Genomic DNA, 20879 nt, shown 5'->3' on the forward strand with positions numbered 1-20879 from the left:
CCATGCCGCCACGCTCCCGCGCTCCCGAGGCCACCTGGCACCGCGCCAAGCCCGCCCCGCTGGTCCTCGTGAGCGGGCCCGAGGCGCTGCTGGCTTCGCGCGCCGTCGAACGCATCCATCACGCGATGGGCGCGGGCATCGCGACCACCACGCTCGACGCCGGCGCCTACACGTCTGGCGCGCTGCTCGCGGCGGCGAGCCCGTCGCTGTTCGACGAGCCCGGACTGGTGGTGGTCGAGGGCGCCGAGGCGATGAACGACGCGTTCCTGTCCGACGCGCTCGCGTACGCGGCGGCGCCGGAGCAGGACGTCGTCGTCGTGATCCGCCACGGCGGAGGGGTGCGCGGCAAGAAGCTGCTGGACACGCTGCGCAAGGGCGGAGTGCCGGAGTACACCTGCCCGGCGGTCAAGCGCGACGGCGAGTTCGCGGACTTCGCTGCCGCGGAGTTCGAGCGCGCGAAGCGCCCTGTGCAGGCGGCCGTGGTGCGCCGCCTCGTCGACGCCGTCGGCCCGGACCTGCCCGAGCTCGCCGCCGCCTGTCAGCAGCTGATCGGCGACGTCGAGGGCACGATCGACGCGGACGCGGTGACGCGCTACTACGGGACTCGAGTCAACGCCACCGCCTTCTCCGTCGCCGATGCCGCGGTGGCTGGCGACGCCAAGGAGGCGGTGTCCCTCGTGAGGCACGCCCTCGCCGCCGGCGTCGATCCCGTCCCGCTCAACGCGGCGCTCGCCGCCAAGCTCCGCACGCTGGCCAAGGTGGGAGCCTCTCGCGGCAGGGGATTGGACCCCACACGCGACCTCGGGGTCCCGCCCTGGCAGGTCGACCGTGCCCGCCGCGAGCTGCGGCGGTGGAACGCCGAGACGCTCGGCCAGGCGATCGAGGTGGTCGCCCAGGCGGATGCGGAGATCAAGGGTGCGGGCCGGGCGCCGGCCTTCGCCTTGGAGCGAGCCGTGCGCACCATCGCGCAGCTCGCGAGCGGCTGACGCAGTCCCGCGCACGCCGCCTCCACCGGGGAAAGCAGAAGCCCCGACCACGCCAGCGGCGTGTCGGGGCTTGAGCTGAGCGAGGCGCGCTTAGAGAGCGGCGACCTGCTTCGCGAGGGCCGACTTGCGGTTCGCGGCCTGGTTCTGGTGGATGACACCCTTCGAGACGGCCTTGTCGAGCTTGACGCTGGCGTTCTTGAGGGCGGTCTCGGCGGCGGACTTGTCGCCGGCGGCGATGGCCTCGCGCACCTTGCGGACGTTCGTCTTGAGCTCGGACTTGACGGCGACGTTGCGCTGGCGAGCCTTCTCGTTGGTGCCGATGCGCTTGATCTTGGACTTGATGTTAGCCACGTGGGATCCTTCTGCGATGGTGAAAGTTGGTCAGTGGAGCGCGAGCGCGCGCTCACACACGGCTTCCCATCCTACCAGTGATGGAGCTCGGAAAGCGAATGGCTGACCTCGTCGAAGCGACGGCGATCCAGCACGGCGCCCTCTCGGCGCACGGCGCCGGGGTCGACACGCACGATTCTATCGAGTCTCACCTCTGACGGACGCCGCTGCCGATCCCAGGCGCCCGTACCGATGTCCATCCAGTAGCGACCCCACCGCGCCTCCTGGGCGGCGTCGAGATCGTGGTCCTTGCTCGTCAGCTGCAGCGCGAGCAGCCAGTCGCCCTCGCGCCCGATGAGCAGCACCGGCCGATCCTTGCCGCGGGAGTGGTCCTCCTCGAATGGGACCCATGTCCAGACGATCTCGCCAGGATCGGGCCGGCCGTCGGGGCGCGGGGCGTAGCGGACGTCGACGCGGCCGGTGAAGTCGCCGGGGTAGTGGTGTTCGGCGCCGGGCCGACGCGCGGGCGCGCGGCGCTTGGCTCGTCGGGTGGCCCGGGCGGCTGCCAGGCCGACGGCGCCGGCGGCCAGGATGGCGAGTATCAGCGGTTCCACAGCGCGACCCTAGCGCGTGGCGACGCAGCGGCGCGGAGCCGCGAAGCGGGGCAGGGGATCAGGCGGACGTCGTCGCGCCGCGGTGGCGCAGCGACGTGAGATGCGCGACGCCGGGAGCGGTGAAGGTGATCTCCTCGGGCGGGAGCGGGTGGCCGAAGAGGTAGCCCTGCCCGAGCGCCCAGCCGTGCTCGCGTGCGCGTCGGTACTGGGCCTCGGTCTCGACGCCCTCGATCACGCCGTACATGCCGAGGCTGTCCGACAGGTTCGCGATGGCGGTCGAGATGCGGTCGCCGGTGGACCGGTCGCCGAGGCGCAGGGTGAACTCGCGCGCGAGCTTGAGTCCCGCCACCGGGTTCTGGAGGACGGAGGACAGTGCCGAGTAGCCGGTGCCGAAGTCGTCGAGGATGAGGTCGACGCCCATCGACGCGAGCGCCTCGAGGTCGCTCGACGCCGCCTGGGTCGCGAGCAGCATGCCCGACTCGGTGATCTCCAGGCCCAGACGCGACGGGTCGACCCCCGTGTCGTCGAGGGCGCCCCGGACGACCCGCGTGAGGTCGGCTCCGCCGATCTGACGCGTGGACACGTTCACGAGGACCTTGCCCTCGAAGACCGGGTTCGCGGCGATGAACCGGCACGCCTCGTGGATCACGAACGCGCCGAGCGGCACCACGAGGTTGGCGTCCTCGCAGATCTCGATGAAGTCCTGGGGCAGCAGCAGGCCGCGGTGGGGGTGCTGCCAGCGCACGAGCGCCTCGAAGGCCACCGTCTCGCGCGTGGCGAGCTCGACGACGGGCTGGTAGTGCACCACCAGCTCACCCTCGTGGATCGCGGTGCGCAGCTCCGTCTCGATGGACAGGCGCACGAGCGCGCTGTCGCGCAGACCCGGGTGGAAGGTCGCGACGCGGTTGCGGCCCGAGCGCTTGGCGCTCGACATCGCGAGGTCCGCGTTGCGGACGAGGGTCTCGGCCGTCATGCCGTCCTCGGCCATGGCCAGTCCGGCGCTGACGGTGGGGGCCATGCGGTGGCCGTCGACCGTGATCGGCGCCTGGATGGCCGCCATCACGACCGCGAGCAGACCCTCCGCCGCGCTCTGGCCCGCGATGTTCTCGAGGATCACGACGAACTCGTCGCCGCCGAGCCGCGACACGGTGTCGACCGGCCGCACGGCGTCGCGGATGCGCTGCGCGAGCGCGACCAGCATGCGGTCGCCGGCGTGGTGGCCGAGCGAGTCGTTGACGAGCTTGAAGTGATCGAGGTCGAGGAACAGGCACGCCATCGTGGCGTCGGTGGTCTCGTGGCGCGTCAGCGCGTGCTGCGTGCGCTCGAGCAGCAGCGACCGGTTGGGCAGGCCGGTGAGGTGATCGAACTGCGCGCGGCGCTCGAGCAGGTCCTTCGCCTTGCGCACCTCGGAGACGTCCTCCATCTGCACGAGGCAGCGGAAGGGGGCACCCGGGTCGCCGATGCGCGTCACGGTCGAGCGCGTCCATACGGTGTCGCCGGACTTGTGCAGCACGCGTGCCTGCAGCTGGAAGTAGGGGAGGTCGCCGGAGGCGAGACCCTCCCGCAGCTCGGCGTCGCGGCCGGCGTCGTCGGGGTGGATGAGGGACTCGGCGACCGCGCCGGCGACCTCGTGGACCGCGTAGCCGAGGATCGCGGCGAAGGGTGCGTTGGCCTCGACGATCAGCCCCTGCTCGTCCACGATCGCCATGCCGATCGGGGAGCTGCTGAACGTCTGCCGGAACAGCTCGTCGTCGTGCGTCACGTCGTACGCCTCCTGAGACCTTGCCTTGCGGCGGGCCATCTCCGCCGTCACCAGGCTTTATCGGCAGGTTCGGCGCACGCATGAGGATGGATGGGGACGTGGGATGATGGAGCCTGCCCTGTCACCCGACCCCGAGGGAACCTCTCCCGTGTCTTCCGACCCCCGCATCGAGCCTGCCGCGACGGCGCCGGACCTCATCCGCAACTTCTGCATCATCGCGCACATCGATCACGGCAAGTCCACCCTTGCCGACCGCATGCTCGGCATCACCGGCGTGCTCGAGGCGCGCCTGCAGAAGGCGCAGTACCTCGACCGCATGGACATCGAGCGGGAGCGCGGCATCACCATCAAGTCCCAGGCCGTGCGCATGCCGTGGGCCGTGGACGGCGAGCCTTACGCGCTCAACATGATCGACACCCCCGGCCACGTGGACTTCACCTACGAGGTGTCCCGCTCGCTCGCCGCGTGCGAGGGCGCGATCCTGCTGGTCGACGCCGCCCAGGGGATCGAGGCGCAGACCCTCGCGAACCTGTACCTCGCCATGGAGAACGACCTGGTGATCATCCCGGTCCTCAACAAGATCGACCTGCCCTCGGCTGACCCCGAGCGCTACGCCGCCGAGCTCGCGCAGCTCATCGGCTGCGAGCCTGAGGACGTGCTGCGCGTGTCGGGCAAGACCGGTGAGGGCGTCGAGGCGCTGCTCGACCGCGTCGTGCGCGACATCCCCGCTCCCGTCGGCGACGCGTCCGCGCCGACCCGCGCGATGATCTTCGACTCCGTGTACGACACGTACCGCGGCGTCGTCACGTACGTCCGCGTGGTGGACGGCTCGCTCAAGCCGCGCGAGAAGATCGCCATGATGTCGACGCTCGCGACGCACGACCTGCTCGAGATCGGCGTCATCAGCCCCGAGCCCAAGCCCACCAAGGGTCTCGGCGTCGGCGAGGTCGGCTACCTCATCACGGGTGTGAAGGACGTGCGCCTGTCGAAGGTGGGCGACACCGTCACCACGGCCGCGCGCCGCGCCGAGACCTCGCTTGGCGGGTACCGCGACCCCAAGCCGATGGTCTACTCGGGCCTGTTCCCGCTCGACGGCTCGGACTTCCCGATCCTGCGCGACGCCCTCGACAAGCTCCAGCTGAACGACGCGTCCCTCGTGTACGAGCCCGAGAGCTCGGTCGCCCTCGGCTTCGGCTTCCGCTGCGGCTACCTGGGCCTGCTGCACCTGGAGATCGTGCGTGACCGCCTCGAGCGGGAGTTCGGCATCGAGCTGATCTCGACCGCTCCGAACGTGGTCTACGAGGTGGAGATGGAGGACGGCAAGATCGTCACCGTCACGAACCCCTCCGAGTTCCCGGGCGGCAAGATCGCCCAGGTGCGCGAGCCGGTCGTCAAGGCGTCCATCCTCGTGCCCAGCGAGTTCATCGGCACCGTCATGGAGCTGTGCCAGGAGCGTCGGGGCCAGATGGGCACCATGAACTACCTGTCCGAGTCGCGCGTCGAGATGCACTACACGCTGCCGCTCGCGGAGGTCGTCTTCGACTTCTTCGACCAGCTCAAGTCGCGCACCCGCGGCTACGGCTCGCTCGACTACGAGCCCGCCGGCGACCAGGCTGCGGACCTCGTGAAGGTCGACATCCTGCTGCAGGGCGAGCCCGTCGACGCGTTCAGCGCGGTGGTGCACAAGGACGCCGCCTACTCGTACGGGTTGTCGATGGTGACCAAGCTGAAGGACCTCATCGACCGACAGCAGTTCGAGGTCCCCATCCAGGCCGCGATCGGCGCGCGCGTCATCGCTCGCGAGACCATCCGCGCCATCCGCAAGGACGTCCTGGCCAAGTGCTACGGCGGCGACATCTCCCGTAAGCGCAAGCTGCTCGAGAAGCAGAAGGCCGGCAAGAAGCGCATGAAGAACATCGGCTCCGTCGAGGTGCCGCCGGAGGCGTTCATCGCCGCGCTGTCCACGTCCGACGACGGCTCGGACAAGGGCAAGAAGAAGTAGCGGTGACCCGGGCCTCGGCCGTCACCACGCCGATGCGCGACTTCGGCGTGTACATCCACGTCCCGTTCTGCGCGGTGCGGTGCGGGTACTGCGACTTCAACACGTACGCGCCGGGCGAGGGTGAGTTCTCCTCGCGCGACGACTACGTGGGCGCGGCACTCGCCGAGATGGGCCTCGCGCGCGAGTCCATGGTGGGTGACGGGCGCCCCGCGCGGACCGTCTTCTTCGGTGGCGGCACGCCGACCATGCTCGACGCGTCTGCGCTCGTCGCGATGCTCGACGGGGTGCGGGCGACCTGGGGCCTCGCCCCGGATGCCGAGGTGACCACCGAGGCGAATCCCGACTCGGTGACCCGCGAGTCGCTGGCGACGCTCGCGTCGGCGGGCTTCACGCGGGTCTCGTTCGGAATGCAGTCCGCCGTGCCGCACGTGCTCGCGACGCTCGAGCGCACCCATCGCCCGGAGAACGTCGCCAAGGCGGTCGCGTGGGCGCGTGAGGCCGGTCTCGCGGTGAGTCTCGACCTCATCTATGGCACGCCGGGAGAGACCCTCGAGGACTGGCACGCGTCGCTGGACGCGGCCATCGCGCTCGCGCCCGACCATGTGAGCGCCTACGCCCTCGTCATCGAGCCGGGCACGAGGATGGGCCGCCAGCTGCGCTCCGGCGAGATCGAGCCTGTGGACCTCGATACCCAGGCGGACATGTACGAGGCGGCCGACGCGCGCCTCGCCGCGGCGGGCTACGCCTGGTACGAGGTGTCCAACTGGGCCAGGGTGCCCGAGCAGGAGTGCCGCCACAACGTCGCCTACTGGACGAGCCAGGACTGGTGGGGCGTGGGGCCGGGCGCCCACAGCTACCTCGGCCCGCGCATCGGCGCCGCGGGCGAGGAGGCGCCGGCCGAGCGCTGGTGGAACGTGAAGCTGCCGCGTGCCTACGCGGCGCGGCTGGCAGCGGGGGCGAGCCCGGCTGCGGAGCGGGAGCCGCTCGACGCGGACGACCTCGCTCTCGAGGCCGTGATGCTGCGGCTGCGCCTGGCGGACGGCATGCCGGTGGCGGACCTGCCCGCGCCGCGCCCCGAGGCGATCGCCGCGCTGGTCGGCGACGGCGTCCTCGACGGGAGGGCGGCGCTGGCTGGCCAGCTGAGGCTCACGTTGCGAGGCCGGCTCCTGGCCGACGCCGCCGTGCGGGCGCTCACCTGATCGCCACGACCGGTCGCGACTGGGTTCGTGTAGACGTCGCCCATCCTGAGGCCGCGCCGGCGCGCAGCGCGTCGATGCGGGTTCTGGTCCGCGTCACCTGACGAACCCGCATCCACACGCAGGAGTCATCGAGCGCCCGCGTGTGGGCGACGTCTACACGAACTCAGGGGGAAGAGTCGTCAGCGGACGAACGGGATGATGAGCGGCACCTTGTAGTACTGGCCGCCGTGCGCCTTGACGCCCGCGACGATCGAGATGATCAGCGCGTACAGCGCGTAGAGGCCCCACAGCGGCAGCGTCACGAACAGGCCGACGCCCAGCAGCAGCAGCCCCACGATGAAGGCGGCCGCGCCGGACACGAGCACGGTGATCTGGAGGTTGAGGTTCTGCTTGCCGTGGAAGTCGACCAGCGCGCTGCGCTCGCGGTAGATGAGCCACAGCACGAGGGGCACGACGAAGCCGAGGAAGCCTGCGCTCAGCACCATCGCGCCCGCTGCCACGACGTGGATCAGCATGGACCACATGCGGGCCTCGGACTCGAGCATCGGCTGCGGCGCGTACGGCTGCTGGGGGGCGGGCTGGACCGGCGCGGTCGGCGCGTGCTGCTCGTGCTGCGGGGACGTGTTCTCGCTCATGGCTCAAGAGTCCCAGACATGCCGAGGGCCCGTCATCGGCCACACGACCGATGACGGGCCCTGAGCGTCGTCAGGGAAGCGCCTCAGGGGGTCACTTCACCAGGCGCAGCGCGAACGGGTAGCGGTAGCGCTGGTGCTTGTTCGCCGCCATGCCTCCCATGATCTGGAACACGAGGGCGACCACCCACACGAGGAACGGCAGGAAGAACAGGATGCCGAACGTCACGGCCATGAGGATGTAAGAGACGACGTACGCGATCGCGACCGTGATGTTGAAGTTCAGCGCCTCCTTGCCCTGGTCGTTGAGGAAGTCGGAGCGCTCCTTGTAGATCAGCCAGAAGATCAGCGGGCCGAAGAGGCCGATGAGGATCGCGGACAGGTGGGTCAGGAGACCCATCGTGCGCTCGTCGGACTCCGAGACGGGCGCCGGACCGGCTCCCGCGGGCTGAGGGTTCGACGGCTGCTCGGGAGGAGGCGGGGGCATCGTGCTGTCGTCAGTCATGTTCTCTCACCACTTTGATGTCGTAGGGATATGACGCTGGCAAGCCACCCCGCACAGCGCGGAAGGCCTGGTAGCACAGGACGACCGCAACAATGAGGACTGCCAACTGTGCCAATGTACCGACAAAGGCCACCAACGGCACGAACATCCTCACGAGCGAGGCGACCACGAGGATCGCCAGCACGAGCATCCCGAAGTTCACCGCCTTCGCGGACTCCCGTGCGACCCAGGGGTCGTCGCGGCGGCGCGCGAGCCACACCACGAGAGGGATGATCGGGCCCACGACGGCGCCCAGGTGGGCGATGCCGGCCATGGTCGAGTCGACCTGCTCGTGCGATGCGTACGTCATCGGACCTCCCGCGGCCCACGCTACCTGTCGGCGGCCCGCGTTAGGATTAGCACTCGGACCCCACGAGTGCCAGATACGAGACCCGGCGGAAGGAGAGGCCGTGAGCGAGGACCGTCGCCGCGCCGTCCTGCGCGCGATCGTCGAGGGCTACGTCGCGACCTCCGAGCCCGTCGGCTCGAAGGCGCTCGCCGACGCCTCTGCCCTCGGGGTGTCCTCGGCGACCATCCGCAACGACATGGCGGTGCTCGAGGAGGAGGGGCTGATCGCGCAGCCGCACACCAGCGCCGGGCGGATCCCCACCGACGCCGGCTACCGATCCTTCGTCGACAACCTCGCGGCCACGGCGCTGCAGGACCCCCACAAGCGGGCGATCACGACGTTCCTGTCCGACGCGGTCGACCTCAACGACGTGGTCGAGCGCTCGGTGCGCCTCCTGAGCCAGCTCACGCGCCAGGTCGCGGTGGTGCAGTACCCGAGCCTGCGGGAGTCCGCGGTGCGCCGCGTCGAGCTCGTGCGCATCGGCGCCGACCGCGCCCTCGTGGTGGTGGTGTCGGCCGATGCGCGGGTCGAGCAGTCGACCGTCGCGCTGGGCGACGCCGTGGGCGACGAGGAGTTCGAGCGGGTCGCCCGCGACCTCAACGAGGCGTCGGTCGGGCGGACGCCGGCGGCCTTGCTGGCGTCGCTGTCCGACTGGGCAGCGCGCCCAGGTCAGGTCGCGTGGGCCGCTCCCGTGGCCGAGGCGGTGGTCGCCGCTGCGCGCGGGGGCACGGTCGAGCGCGTGGTCTTCGCTGGCGCCGCCAACCTGGCGCGCGCGGGCGCGGACTTCGAGTCCGACGCGATCGGATCGGTCCTGGACGCGCTCGAGGAACAAGTGGTGCTGCTCCGGCTGTTGCATGAGATGGCCGGTGAAGGCCAGGACGTCGCCGTGCGCATCGGCGCGGAGACCCGAACGGATGCGCTCGCCCGCACGTCCGTGATCGCTGCGGGCTACGGCCCGGGGGGCGACGCTGTGTCGCTGCTCGGAACCCTGGGCCCCACCCGCATGGACTACCCCGGGACGATGGCCGCCGTGCGCGCCGTCGCCCGCTACCTGTCGAGAGTCGTGGAGAACGAGTGAAGGACTACTACGCCACCCTGGGCGTCGACCGCAATGCCACCGAGGCCGAGATCAAGAAGGCCTACCGCAAGCTCGCGCGCGAGCTGCACCCCGATGTCGCCGGGCCCGAGTCCGCGGACCGCTTCAAGGAGGTCGCGGCGGCCTACGAGGTGCTGGGGAACGCCGACAAGCGCTCGCAGTACGACCGCGGCGTCGACCCGCGCAGCCGCAACGGCGCGCAGGGCGGGGCCCAGGGCTTCGGGTTCGAGGACATCTTCGAGCAGTTCTTCGGCGGAGGAGCGTCGCCGTTCGGCGGAGGGGCGCAGCGAGGTCCCGCGTCGCGCACGCAGCGCGGCGGCGACACGCTCGTGCAGACCACCGTCAGCCTCGAGGAGGCCGTCTTCGGCGTCAGTCGCGAGGTGCAGGTCGACCTCGCTGACGTCTGCGCGACCTGCTCCGGGTCGTGCTGCGCGCCCGGCACCTCGCCGCAGCAGTGCCGCCAGTGCAATGGCTCCGGCGTGATCCAGCGCACCGCGCGCTCGCTGCTCGGCCCGGTCATGACGCAGTCCCCGTGCCCCGGCTGCGGCGGCTACGGCACCATCATCGCGAGCCCGTGCTCGGACTGCTCCGGCCAGGGCCGGACCCACTCGCGCCACACCATCACCGTCGACATCCCCGCGGGCGTCGAGACCGGCACCCGCATCCGGCTCGCGAGCGCCGGCGACGCCGGCACCGGCGGCGGCCCCAAGGGCGACCTGTACGTCGAGATCCGCGAGAAGGCGCACCCGACGTTCGAGCGGCGCGGCGACGACCTGCACTGCAACCTCGAGGTGCCCATGACCGCGGCGGCGCTCGGCGCCGTCATGGCGGTGGAGACGTTCGACGGCGAGCAGAGCGTCGAGGTGCGGCCGGGCACGCACGCCGGAACCACCGTGAAGCTCAAGGGTCTTGGCGTCGGGCGCCTGCAGCGCTCGGGCCGAGGAGACCTCATGGTCCACCTCGACGTGCACACCCCCACGGACCTCGACTCCGATCAGGAGGAGCTGCTGCGCAAGCTCGCCGAGCTGCGTGGCGAGGAGAAGCCGGCGGCCAGCCTCGCGCCCATCGGCGGCGGCGTGTTCTCGCGCCTGCGCGACGCGTTCAAGGCGCGCTGATCGCGTGAGCGCGCCCGTCTTCCTGAGCGTCGAGGCGGCCGATGCGCGTGCCGGCGACGTGCTGACTGTCGCCGGGGACGAGGGTCGCCACGCCGTGACGGTGCAGCGGCGCGGGGTGGGCGAGCGCGTCGACCTGGTGGACGGTCTCGGGCGGCGTGCGAGCGGCGTGATCGCCGAGGCGGCGGACGGGGTGATGCGCGTCCGGATCGACGCCGTGCGCAGCGATGACGATCCGGAGGTCGTGCTCGTGCAGGCCCTCGCCAAGGGCGGACGCGACGAGCAGGCGGTCGAGGCCTCGATCGAGCTCGGCGCCACGCGCATCGTCCCCTGGCAGGCGGGTCGGTCGATCGTCCAGTGGCGCGGTCCCAAGGCGGCGAAGGCGCGCGAGCGGTGGGCTTCGCTGGTCATCGCCGCGACCAAGCAGTCGCGCCGCGCGCGCGTCGCTGCCGTCGACGACGTCGTGACGACCCGCGAGCTCGCGGTCGAGGTCGCGCGTGCCGTGGCGGACGGGGCCCGGGTGCTGGTCCTGCACGAGTCCGCCTCTCGGCCGCTCACCGCGCTCGAGTGGGCCGACGCGCGACAGCCGGTGTGGCTGATCGTCGGACCCGAGGGCGGCATCGCGGACGACGAGGTGGGCGCGCTCGCAGATGCCGGAGCTGAGGCCGTCGTCCTCGGCCCCCACGTGCTGCGCGCCTCGAGCGCCGGCCCCGCCGCCATCGCGTCGCTCGCCGCCGCGCGCGGCACCTGGGGCGACGGCGCAGCGGAGGCTGACGGGCCCCGCGGCGGGGGCCTACGCTAGCCGTATGAGTGACGACTGCCTGTTCTGCTCGATCGTGGCCGGGGACATCCCGGCGGAGAGGGTCCTCGAGAACGACCTCGTGGTGGCCTTCCGCGACATCGCGCCCAAGGCCGCGACGCACGTGCTCGTCGTGCCGCGCACCCACGCGCCCGACGTCGCGGCGCTCGCCGCATCGGCTCCCGAGCAGCTCGCGGCGATGGCGCTCGCCGCGCAGGAGATCGCCGACGCCGAGTGCGGCGGCGAGTACAAGTGGATCTTCAACACGGGCGCCGGTGCCGGCCAGACCGTGTTCCACGCGCACGGCCACGTGCTCGGCGGAGACCTCAGCGGGAGCCTGGTGTGAGCGCGAACCGCGTCGTCGTCATCGAGGACGCCGACCGCATGCCGGAGCTCATGGGCTCCGGCGACGCGGTGATGAAGGAGATCGAGCGTGCGTTCCCGAAGGTGGACCTGCACGTGCGCGGCAATCGCATCTCGCTCACCGGCGACGAGGTCGAGGTGGCGGCGGCGGCCACCGCGATCGAGGAGCTGCGGTCCGTCATGGCCGCCGGCGTCCCGCTCACGCCTGACGTCGCTCGGGAGTCCGTGCGGATGCTCGGCGCCGCCCGCGGCGTGGCCGCCGCTGCGGCCGAGGCGGGGGAGAACGGCGCGGCGGCGCGCCCCGTCCAGGTCCTGTCGCGCTCGATCCTGTCCACCCGCGGACGGACCATCCGACCCAAGACCCAGGGCCAGGCGGACTACGTTGCCGCGATCGAGACGCACACCGTGACGTTCGGGATCGGGCCCGCGGGCACCGGCAAGACGTACCTCGCGATGGCGCAGGCAGTCGCCGCGCTGCAGGCCAAGAAGGTCAACCGCATCGTCCTGACCCGCCCGGCCGTCGAGGCGGGCGAGCGGCTCGGCTTCCTCCCCGGCAGCCTTAACGAGAAGATCGACCCGTACCTGCGACCGCTGTACGACGCGCTGCACGACATGGTCGACCCCGAGTCGATCCCGCGCCTGATGGAGGCCGGCACCATCGAGGTCGCGCCCCTCGCGTACATGCGCGGCCGCACGCTCAACGACGCGTTCGTCATCCTCGATGAGGCCCAGAACACCACGCGTGAGCAGATGAAGATGTTCCTCACGCGCCTGGGCTTCGGCTCGACCATGGTGGTCACGGGCGACGTGACGCAGGTGGACCTGCCTGGCGGGACCCAGTCGGGCCTGCGCGCGGCGTCGAGCATCCTCGAGGGCGTCGACGACATCGCGTTCTGTCGCCTCAGCGCCCAGGACGTCGTGAGGCACCGCCTCGTGAGCGACATCATCACGGCCTACGAGCGCGCGGACGCGTCCCGCGAGGCGCCCACCGGCCAGCAGCGCCGCTTCGAGCGTCGCGACCGCCACGACAGCCACGGGCGCGAGCGTCGCGACCGGCCCGGGACCGACAAGCCCGCCCAGGAGGATGCCGAGTGATCGACGTCAACAACGAGACCGACGCCGCGATCGACGAGGTCGAGTTCGCGGAGCTCGCCACCTATGTGCTGAAGGAGATGCACGTCGCCGATGGCGCCGAGCTCGCGATCCTCTTCGTCGACGAGACCGCGATGGAGCAGCTGCACATCCAGTGGATGGACGAGCCTGGTCCCACGGACGTCCTCAGCTTCCCCATGGACGAGCTTCGTCCGGGCACCGCCGACGAGCCCACGCCGCCCGGCCTGCTGGGCGACATCGTCGTGTGCCCGAGCGTCGCCGCGCGCCAGGCCGAGACTGCCGGGCACACGGCCGAGGAGGAGATGCTCCTGCTGACGACGCACGGCATCCTGCACCTGCTGGGCTACGACCACGCGGAGCCCGAGGAGGAGAAGGAGATGTTCGCGCTGCAGCGCCGCCTGCTGCTCACGTTCCTCGCGGATCGGGCCTAGGGGCCCCGTGACCGGATCCACGCTGCTCGCGCTCGCGCTGGTCGGCGCCTTCAGCGTGCTCGGGGCCGCGGTGCTGCATGCCGTGGTCGCCGCGCTGGAGCAGCTGCCGCACGCGGAGGAGCGGGAGGTGGCCGCGCGCCGTCGCCCCGACGGCAAGCCCACCTCCGCCGCGCGAATCGCCGCGATCCCGTCCCAGACGGACGACGCGGCGTCCGTGGCGTACGCCACCCTCGAGGCGGTCGGCGTCGTGTGCCTCACGTTCATCGTGGCCGAGCTCGCCGTCGACCTCGACTGGCCGCTGCTCGCGGTCGTGCTGCTCGCGGCGGCGCTCGCGGTCATCGCGTCGCTGCTGCTCGTGCGCGCCTTCCCACGCCAGCTGGCACGCGCGCACCCGCTGACGACGCTCGGACTCGTGTCGCCCGTGGCGTGGCTGCTCATCCGCCTGACCACGCCCATCCGCGCGATCGTGCCCGCTCTGCAGATGCCGCCGCTCGCCGAGCCCGAGGACCTCGTCGAGCAGGCGCAGGACGCCCTCGAGGAGGAGGATGCGCTGCTGCTGCGCTCCGTCGTCAGCCTCGGCGACACCCTGACGCGCGAGGTCATGGTGCCGCGCACCGACATGATCACCATCGCCTCCGGCACCGCCGCCCGCAAGGCGATGGTCCTGTTCATGCGCTCGGGCTTCTCTCGCGTCCCGGTGATCGGCGACGGCGTCGACGACACCGTGGGCGTCGTGTACCTCAAGGACGTCGTGAAGCAGACCTGGGACGATGCGGCGGCCCTCGAGCATCCCGTCGACGAGTTCATGCGCGAGCCCGAGTTCGTGCCCGAGTCCGTCCCCGTGGACGACCTGCTGCGGCGCATGCAGGACGAGGTCTTCCACATGGCGATCGTGGTCGACGAGTACGGCGGCGTCGCCGGCCTGGTGACCATCGAGGATGCGCTCGAGGAGATCGTGGGCGAGGTGGTCGACGAGCACGACCGTTCTGCGCCCGACGTCGAGGACCTGGGCGACGGTCGCTACCGGGTGCCCGCGCGCTACCCGCTCGACGAGCTCGGCGAGCTGTTCGACATCGAGATCGACGACGAGGACGTGGAGACCGCCGCGGGCCTGCTGTCGAAGGCGCTCGGCAAGGTGCCGATCCCCGGCGCACGCGCCTCGGCGCATGGCCTTGGCCTGACGGCTGACCGCGTCGAGGGTCGGCGCCGGCGTCTCACGGCGGTGATCGTCGAGCGCGAGGATGATGAGGAGGATGAGGATGACTGAGTCGAACGGCAGCGAGCCGACGCACCGCAGCGGCTTCGCGTGCTTCGTGGGCCGGCCCAACGTGGGCAAGTCGACGTTGATGAACGCGCTGGTCGGGGAGAAGGTCGCGATCATGTCGTCGCGACCCCAGACGACCAGGCGCGCCATCCGCGGCGTGCTGAACCGGGACGACGCGCAGCTCGTGATCGTCGACACCCCGGGGCTGCACCGGCCGCGCACCCTGCTCGGCGAGCGCCTCAATGACCTCGTGCGCGAGACCTTCGCAGAGGTCGACGTGATCGGCTTCTGCCTGCCTGCCGACCAGAAGGTCGGGCCGGGCGATCAGTGGATCGCGCGTGAGCTCGCTGACGCGCGCGCGCCGGTGGTGGCGATCGCGACGAAGGTGGACAAGGTCGCGCGCGACAAGGTCGCCGAGCACCTGCTTGCCGTGTCGCAGCTGGGCGAGTGGGCGGACATCGTCCCGGTCAGCTCCCTGAAGGACATCCAGATCGACACGCTGGTGGACGTCCTGGCGAAGCACTTGCCGGAGGGTCCGCCCCTGTACCCGGAGGGCGCCGTCACCGACGAGCCTGAGGACGTGCGCGTCGCCGAGCTCATCCGCGAGGCCGCCCTCGAGGGTGTGCGCGACGAGCTGCCGCACTCGATCGCGGTGGTGATCGAGGAGATGGTGGAGCCCGACGAGGAGACCGCCTCGCGCGACGTGCTCGAGATCCGCGCACAGCTGTTCGTCGAGCGTGAGTCCCAGAAGGGCATCATCATCGGGCGCGCCGGATCGCGCCTCAAGGAGGTCGGGGCGACCGCGCGCGAGGGGATCGAGCGGCTGCTCGGCCGGCGGGTCTACCTGGACCTGCACGTCAAGGTCGCGAAGGACTGGCAGCGCGACCCCAAGCAGCTGGGGCGCCTGGGGTTCTGACGTGGGCTACGACTCCCATGACGATGCCCTTGAGGCGCTCGGCGCGCCCCGGGATGAGACGCGGCGTCTTCGTTGTCAGGTGTGCGGCTTCGCCAACGCAGGCCACGCCGCTCGGTGCGCGAGCTGCCACGCCGACCTCTCTCCCGCGACTCGCACCGAAGATGCGTTCGCGGGTCGCGCTTCGGAGTACGCGGCGGCGGACTTTCGCGAGCGGGCATGGCGCGCGGGGATCTGGGGACACCACAACCGGTACGTCGGCTTGCACCGCCGTGCGTCGGCGCAGGCGTGGACGTCTGGCGCAGGGCTGCTTCTGCTCATCTGCGCCCTCGTGGCAGTCGGCGCAGGTGCCGTGGACGCAGGCACAGCGCTGGGGGTCGTCGGCGGTACGGTGGTGCTCGCGGTGGGACTGTGGGTCTGGGTCGACGTGAGGACCGTCCACGCCGACGGTGAGGGGCGCGAGCTCCGCTGACACCTGGAGCACGCCCGGGTCCGTGGCGGCAGGGAGGGCGGCGCATCGGCGGTCAGAGACATCGCCAACAGAAGGAAGGCCCCGATCACCGCACGGTGATCGGGGCCTTCGTCGGTTGTGGGGGAGCGTCACGCGCCCGAGAGGATCGCGATGCCCTGCGCGATCATCAGGAACATGCCTCCCGCGCTGAGCATGAGGATGCCGAGGATGGCCGGGACGGTCCACAGGGGCTGACCCTCGAGCTGGTCGTTCTTCGCCATGATTCTCTCCTTGATCGTTTCGTACTTAGTACTGGTGACGAGGAAGACACTACCGTACTTAGTACGAAAGTCAAGGGGCAGTCGACGGACCAGGGGAGGCGTGACCCGCGCATCGGCCGTCCGCTATGGTGAACGCATGCGTGCACGCTCGCTGCTCCTTCGCCGCCGCGACGAGGCCTAGAGGCCGGCTCCTCGTCGCGGAGGCTGTCGCGCCGGCTGACATCAGCCACAGACCCCGACGAAGGAACCCCACGACATGAGCGAGCACTACACCTCCGGCGACCAGACCGCGTCGCCGATGCCGATCCACAAGTACCAGCCGTTCCACGAGCAGATCGTCGTCGACCTGCCCGACCGCACCTGGCCCGCGCAGCGCATCACCGAGGCGCCGCGCTGGTGCGCCGTCGACCTGCGCGACGGCAACCAGGCCCTCATCGAGCCCATGAACGTCGAGCGCAAGCTGCGCATGTTCGACCTCCTGGTCCGTATGGGCTACAAGGAGATCGAGGTCGGCTTCCCGTCGGCGAGCCAGACCGACTTCGACTTCGTGCGCACCCTCATCGAGGAGGAGCGGATCCCGGACGACGTCGTCATCCAGGTCCTGACGCAGGCCCGTGAGCACCTCATCGAGCGCACCTACGAGTCGCTCAAGGGCGCCAAGAACGCGATCGTGCACCTGTACAACTCGACGTCGGTGCTGCAGCGCGAGGTCGTCTTCCGCGCGGACAAGGACGAGATCAAGGACATCGCCACCCACGGCGCGATGCTGTGCCAGAAGTTCGAGGAGACCATCCCCGACACCCAGGTGTTCTACGAGTACAGCCCGGAGTCGTACACCGGGACGGAGCTCGAGTACGCCGTCGAGGTGTGCAACGCCGTGCTGGACGTGTGGAAGCCCACCCCCGACCGCAAGGTGATCATCAACCTGCCTGCCACGGTCGAGATGGCGACGCCGAACGTGTACGCGGACTCCATCGAGTGGATGAACCGCCGCCTCGACTACCGCGACTCCGTGGTGCTGAGCCTGCATCCCCACAACGACCGCGGGACCGCCGTGGCGGCTGCCGAGCTGGGCTACATGGCCGGCGCGGACCGCATCGAAGGCTGCCTGTTCGGCAACGGCGAGCGCACCGGCAACGTCGACCTGGTGACGCTCGGCATGAACCTGTTCTCGCAGGGCATCGACCCGCAGATCGACTTCTCCGACATCGACGGCATCCGCCGCACCGTGGAGTACTGCAACCAGATCGACGTCCACCCGCGCCACCCGTGGGGCGGAGACCTGGTGTTCACGGCGTTCTCGGGGTCGCACCAGGACGCGATCAACAAGGGCTTCGATCACATGAAGGCGCGCGCCGACGCGCAGGGCGTCACCACCGACGACATCGTCTGGGGTGTGCCCTACCTGCCGATCGACCCCAAGGACGTGGGCCGGTCCTACGAGGCGGTCATCCGCGTCAACTCGCAGTCCGGCAAGGGCGGCGTCGCGTACCTGCTCAAGACGGAGCGTAATCTCGACCTGCCCCGGCGCCTCCAGATCGAGTTCTCCCGCGTGGTCCAGGTAGCGGCGGACTCGACGGGTGCGGAGCAGACCGCTGACGACATCTGGCGGATCTTCCACGACGAGTACCTGCCCGCCGAGGACCCCTCGCGTGTCTGGGGGCGCTTCGCCCTGCGCGGCACGCGGACCACGTCGTCGGACAGCGGGCCCGACACGCTCGCGGCAGACATCCGCGACGGCGAGGCCGCGGTCACCGTCGAGGGATCGGGCAACGGACCCGTCGACGCGTTCGTCGCGGCGCTCGGCACCCGCGGCGTGAAGGTCGAGGTCCTCGACTACCACGAGCACGCCATGACCGGCGGCGGCGACGCCCAGGCGGCGTCGTACGTGGAGTGCGCGATCGGCGACGAGATCCTGTGGGGCGTCGGGATCGACCCGTCGATCACCACGGCGACGCTCAAGGCGATCATCTCCGCGGTCAACCGCGCCGGGCGGTGACGCACGCGTGAGCACGGTCGCGGTGCGTCGCTTCCAGCGCGGCGACACCGAGGCCGTGGTCGCGCTGTGGACCGAGTGCTTCCCCGGCGATCCCGCGCGCAACGAGCCGCGCGGCGTCATCTCGCGCAAGCTCGACCGCGACCCTGACCTGTTCTGGGTCGCGGTCGGGAGCGCCGATGCGCGCGCCGGGTCCGCGGGCGACGAGGCCGAGTCTCGGGTCGGGTCAGGTCAGGCGCGCGTGGTGGGGGCGGTGCTCGCAGGCTACGACGGCTACCGCGGCTGGCTCTACCACCTGGCCGTCGCGCCGGGGGCGCGCCGGCACGGAGTCGCGCGGGCATTGGTGGAGCACGCCGTAGGTGAGCTCCACGCGCTCGGCTGCCGCAAGGTGAACCTGCAGGTGCGGGAGACCAACGCCGAGGTCATCGCCATGTACGCATCGCTCGGCTGGTCCGAGGACCGGTCCGTGTCGCTCGGACGCGTGCTGCCCGAGGCGTGGGGCGAGCCGGGCTGAGCGGTAGCGGCGGGGCGGGCCCTGCGGTGGCGACGGCGCCGGAGAAAGCGCTGGGCGCCACCTATCGCGCCTGGCACGCATCCCCCGCGTACGTTCCGGCGCGACGGTGACGCCGTCGCACTTCACACGCTAGCCACGGGCCTGCGCGAGCGGTATCCCCACTTGTGGGGGGTCGAGATGAACATTCGTGCGGCCCGCGACGGTGACGAGCCAGATCGCCAGCCAGAGCTCGGCCACCATCGACGCCGCGGCGACGGCCACGAGCATCGCCGGCGCGATCGCCTCGTAGTCCGCGAGGCCGAGCTGCGCGAGCGTGTCCGCCAGGTACAGGGCGCCAGCGACGGCGACCAGCGCGCCGAGTGCGCGCGGCGCGGCGCGGCGTGACGCGAGCACCGCGCCGAGCACGAGCAGGTGCAGCCCGAACAGCGCGAGGCCCACGAGCCAGATGGCGTCGAACGCGGCGAGGGAGAGGCCGACGAGCCCGTGACGATCGTCGGTGGACAGGCCGCCGAAGGGCTCCCCGCCCGCGGCGACCATGCCGCCCACGTGGAGGAAGCCGACCGCGACCGTGAGCACGGCGCCGTACGCGACGCGCAGCCAGGCGGCGAGGCGGGACGCCGCCGCGTGCACCTCGACCAGCACCACGTGCAGGGCCCACGCGATCACGACGTCGAGCGCCGCGATGGCGAGGAACGCGACCGTCGCCAGCCGGAACGCGCCGTGATCCGCCGCGATGGCCTGGGCGGACTGCGCGGGATCGACCGGGTCGATCAGCCCTTCCATCACGACGAAGTTCGCCACGATCGCGAGGACGAACATCGCGAGGTAGGCCACTCCCGCGACGATCGCGGCGCGGCGGCGTGCGCCGTTCATCGCTGATCCTCGAGCGTCACGACAGCCTTGCCTGCCACGCGGCCTGCGGCGAGGTCGCTGATCGCGTGCGCCGTGCGCTCGAGCGGGTACGTCGCGGTGACGATGGGACGCAACTGGCCGCGGGCGATCCTGCCAGCGAGCTCGTCGAGCGTCCGCTCCGTCGTGGTGGACATGACGAACGCGAGGCGCTGGCGCACGACCAGCGACAGCGCGGCCGCCTTGAGCTGACGGCCGAACCCGCCCGTGACGCCTCCGCCGCCCTCGCCGCCGACGATGACGAGCGTGCCGCGCGGGGCAAGGATGCGCCGCAGCGCGCGCAGCGGCGTGAGTCCGCCGGTGTCGACGATGAGGTCGAAGCGCCCGTCGAGCGCGGTGACGTCCACCGTGCGGTAGTCGAGCACGACGGCGGCGCCGGCCTCCGTCGCGACGTGCGCCTTGGCTGACGAGCACACACCGGTGACGTGGGCGCCGGCGGCGACGGCGAGCTGGACCGCGCTGGATCCCACCCCGCCGGAGGCCCCGAGCACGAGGACGCGCTGGCCCGCCTCGACCTGGCCGATCTCCATCACGGCTGCCTGCGCGGTAACGCCGGACACGGGCGCGGCGGCGGCGACCTCGAGCGGGACGCCTTCCGGTACCGCGGTGAGCCGCGAGGCGTCCGCGATGGCGTGCTCCGCGAAGGAGCCGCGCGCGGAGCCCATGACGACGTCTCCGACCTCGAACCGGGTCACCTCCGTGCCCACGGCGACGACCGTGCCGGCCACATCGGACCCCTGGATGGGCTGCGAGGGCCTGCGCAGCCCGAAGCCCATGGCGCGCATGATGAACGGACGGCCCGTGGCCATGTGCCACACGCCCCGGTCGACGCCAGCGGCGGCGACCCGCACGACGACCTCGTGGGGCGCGGGGGAGGGAAGGGGCAGCGTGGCGACCGTGATGGTCTCCGGCGGGCCGTACTCGCGCTGGACCGCGGCGGCGGTGGTGGCCGGAAGCGCTGCGGCGTCGGCGGTGGAGGCGGCGGGCGAAGGCTTCGCGGGCGGCGTGGTGGACATGTCTGCTCCTGAGGTTCGTACTTAGTACTGGTGGTGGACATGAGACTATTCGTACTTAGTACGTCTCGTCAAGGCCTTTCACTTTGACTTCTCGTACTAAGTACGTCTACCGTGAGGTCCCGACCTCGTCCAGAGCGACCGACGGACGCGACGGAGGTGCTCCCTGCTCGCGGGGAGGGGCTCCTCCTCATGCGGCGCGCGAG

General features: G+C 71.1%; 22 protein-coding genes. 13 read left to right on the forward strand and 9 right to left on the reverse strand.

Annotated features, from left to right (window positions below):
- Positions 1-2: 2 nt before the first annotated feature.
- On the forward strand, positions 3-986 hold the full coding sequence (holA, locus tag B7K25_RS00440; RefSeq protein WP_084103258.1) for a DNA polymerase III subunit delta: 984 nt from the start codon (positions 3-5) through the stop codon (positions 984-986).
- A gap of 90 nt (positions 987-1076) precedes the next feature.
- On the opposite strand, the gene rpsT is transcribed toward holA, so the two are convergent.
- From rpsT to B7K25_RS00455, 3 genes are all read right to left on the reverse strand, one after another.
- Complete coding sequence (gene rpsT, locus B7K25_RS00445; RefSeq protein ID WP_084103259.1) at positions 1077-1337, reverse strand: 30S ribosomal protein S20; 261 nt, start codon at positions 1335-1337, stop codon at positions 1077-1079.
- Positions 1338-1408: 71 nt separating this feature from the next.
- On the reverse strand, positions 1409-1921 hold the full coding sequence (locus tag B7K25_RS00450) for a type II toxin-antitoxin system PemK/MazF family toxin (protein ID WP_371328279.1): 513 nt from the start codon (positions 1919-1921) through the stop codon (positions 1409-1411).
- Between the two features lie 67 nt (positions 1922-1988).
- Positions 1989-3692 (reverse strand): bifunctional diguanylate cyclase/phosphodiesterase, encoded by a 1704-nt coding sequence (locus B7K25_RS00455; protein WP_159450073.1) that lies wholly within the window; start codon positions 3690-3692, stop codon positions 1989-1991.
- A gap of 106 nt (positions 3693-3798) precedes the next feature.
- Between B7K25_RS00455 and lepA the strand changes: the two genes are divergently transcribed.
- Positions 3799-5694, forward strand: coding sequence for a translation elongation factor 4 (gene lepA / locus B7K25_RS00460; protein WP_084104471.1), 1896 nt, complete (start codon positions 3799-3801; stop codon positions 5692-5694).
- Positions 5695-5726: 32 nt separating this feature from the next.
- Positions 5727-6893 carry a radical SAM family heme chaperone HemW gene (gene hemW / locus B7K25_RS00465; RefSeq protein ID WP_084104472.1) on the forward strand — a complete coding sequence of 389 codons (1167 nt, stop codon included), beginning with the start codon at positions 5727-5729 and terminating at the stop codon, positions 6891-6893.
- A gap of 179 nt (positions 6894-7072) precedes the next feature.
- Here hemW and B7K25_RS00470 read toward each other — a convergent pair whose 3' ends face one another.
- From B7K25_RS00470 to B7K25_RS00480, 3 genes are all read right to left on the reverse strand, one after another.
- Positions 7073-7528 carry a DUF4870 domain-containing protein gene (locus B7K25_RS00470; protein ID WP_084103262.1) on the reverse strand — a complete coding sequence of 152 codons (456 nt, stop codon included), beginning with the start codon at positions 7526-7528 and terminating at the stop codon, positions 7073-7075.
- Positions 7529-7619: 91 nt separating this feature from the next.
- Positions 7620-8030 carry a DUF4870 domain-containing protein gene (locus B7K25_RS00475; RefSeq protein ID WP_084103263.1) on the reverse strand — a complete coding sequence of 137 codons (411 nt, stop codon included), beginning with the start codon at positions 8028-8030 and terminating at the stop codon, positions 7620-7622.
- Positions 8023-8379: a DUF4870 domain-containing protein gene (locus tag B7K25_RS00480; RefSeq protein WP_084103264.1), complete on the reverse strand. Its 357-nt coding sequence runs from the start codon at positions 8377-8379 to the stop codon at positions 8023-8025. The genes B7K25_RS00475 and B7K25_RS00480 overlap by 8 nt, the downstream gene beginning before the upstream one ends.
- A 100-nt stretch (positions 8380-8479) precedes the next feature.
- Between B7K25_RS00480 and hrcA the strand changes: the two genes are divergently transcribed.
- From hrcA to era, 8 genes are read left to right on the forward strand one after another with little or no spacing between them, the layout of a single operon-like run.
- On the forward strand, positions 8480-9496 hold the full coding sequence (hrcA, locus tag B7K25_RS00485) for a heat-inducible transcriptional repressor HrcA (RefSeq protein ID WP_084103265.1): 1017 nt from the start codon (positions 8480-8482) through the stop codon (positions 9494-9496).
- Entirely contained in the window at positions 9493-10629 is a 1137-nt protein-coding gene (gene dnaJ, locus B7K25_RS00490; RefSeq protein ID WP_084103266.1) for a molecular chaperone DnaJ, read from the forward strand. Before hrcA ends, dnaJ begins: the two co-directional genes overlap by 4 nt.
- Before the next feature lie 4 nt (positions 10630-10633).
- A complete protein-coding gene (locus tag B7K25_RS00495; RefSeq protein ID WP_084103267.1) occupies positions 10634-11428 on the forward strand; it encodes a 16S rRNA (uracil(1498)-N(3))-methyltransferase in 795 nt (264 codons plus the stop codon).
- Positions 11429-11432: 4 nt separating this feature from the next.
- Entirely contained in the window at positions 11433-11771 is a 339-nt protein-coding gene (locus tag B7K25_RS00500; protein ID WP_084103268.1) for an HIT domain-containing protein, read from the forward strand.
- Entirely contained in the window at positions 11768-12883 is a 1116-nt protein-coding gene (locus tag B7K25_RS00505) for a PhoH family protein (RefSeq protein ID WP_371328270.1), read from the forward strand. Before B7K25_RS00500 ends, B7K25_RS00505 begins: the two co-directional genes overlap by 4 nt.
- Positions 12880-13332 (forward strand): rRNA maturation RNase YbeY, encoded by a 453-nt coding sequence (ybeY, locus tag B7K25_RS00510; RefSeq protein ID WP_084103269.1) that lies wholly within the window; start codon positions 12880-12882, stop codon positions 13330-13332. Before B7K25_RS00505 ends, ybeY begins: the two co-directional genes overlap by 4 nt.
- Positions 13333-13339: 7 nt before the next feature.
- Complete coding sequence (locus B7K25_RS00515; RefSeq protein WP_084103270.1) at positions 13340-14599, forward strand: hemolysin family protein; 1260 nt, start codon at positions 13340-13342, stop codon at positions 14597-14599.
- Positions 14592-15512: a GTPase Era gene (gene era, locus B7K25_RS00520; protein WP_084103271.1), complete on the forward strand. Its 921-nt coding sequence runs from the start codon at positions 14592-14594 to the stop codon at positions 15510-15512. Before B7K25_RS00515 ends, era begins: the two co-directional genes overlap by 8 nt.
- Before the next feature lie 597 nt (positions 15513-16109).
- On the opposite strand, the gene B7K25_RS13990 is transcribed toward era, so the two are convergent.
- Positions 16110-16241, reverse strand: a complete 132-nt coding sequence (locus B7K25_RS13990; RefSeq protein WP_255376112.1) for a hypothetical protein — start codon at positions 16239-16241, stop codon at positions 16110-16112.
- A gap of 256 nt (positions 16242-16497) precedes the next feature.
- Here B7K25_RS13990 and leuA point away from each other — a divergent pair, with 256 nt between their 5' ends.
- Both leuA and B7K25_RS00535 read left to right on the forward strand, forming a co-directional pair.
- On the forward strand, positions 16498-18240 hold the full coding sequence (leuA, locus tag B7K25_RS00530) for a 2-isopropylmalate synthase (RefSeq protein WP_084103273.1): 1743 nt from the start codon (positions 16498-16500) through the stop codon (positions 18238-18240).
- Between the two features lie 7 nt (positions 18241-18247).
- Positions 18248-18751 (forward strand): GNAT family acetyltransferase, encoded by a 504-nt coding sequence (locus B7K25_RS00535; protein WP_084103274.1) that lies wholly within the window; start codon positions 18248-18250, stop codon positions 18749-18751.
- A 129-nt stretch (positions 18752-18880) separates the two neighbouring features.
- Here the strand turns inward: B7K25_RS00535 and B7K25_RS00540 are convergent, their stop codons facing one another.
- On the reverse strand, positions 18881-19624 hold the full coding sequence (locus B7K25_RS00540) for a DUF4386 domain-containing protein (protein ID WP_084103275.1): 744 nt from the start codon (positions 19622-19624) through the stop codon (positions 18881-18883).
- Positions 19621-20676, reverse strand: a complete 1056-nt coding sequence (locus B7K25_RS00545) for an NAD(P)-dependent alcohol dehydrogenase (RefSeq protein WP_084103276.1) — start codon at positions 20674-20676, stop codon at positions 19621-19623. Before B7K25_RS00545 ends, B7K25_RS00540 begins: the two co-directional genes overlap by 4 nt.
- Positions 20677-20879: the final 203 nt, after the last annotated feature.

Source organism: Demequina sp. NBRC 110056, from assembly GCF_002090155.1.
GTDB lineage: Bacteria > Actinomycetota > Actinomycetes > Actinomycetales > Demequinaceae > Demequina.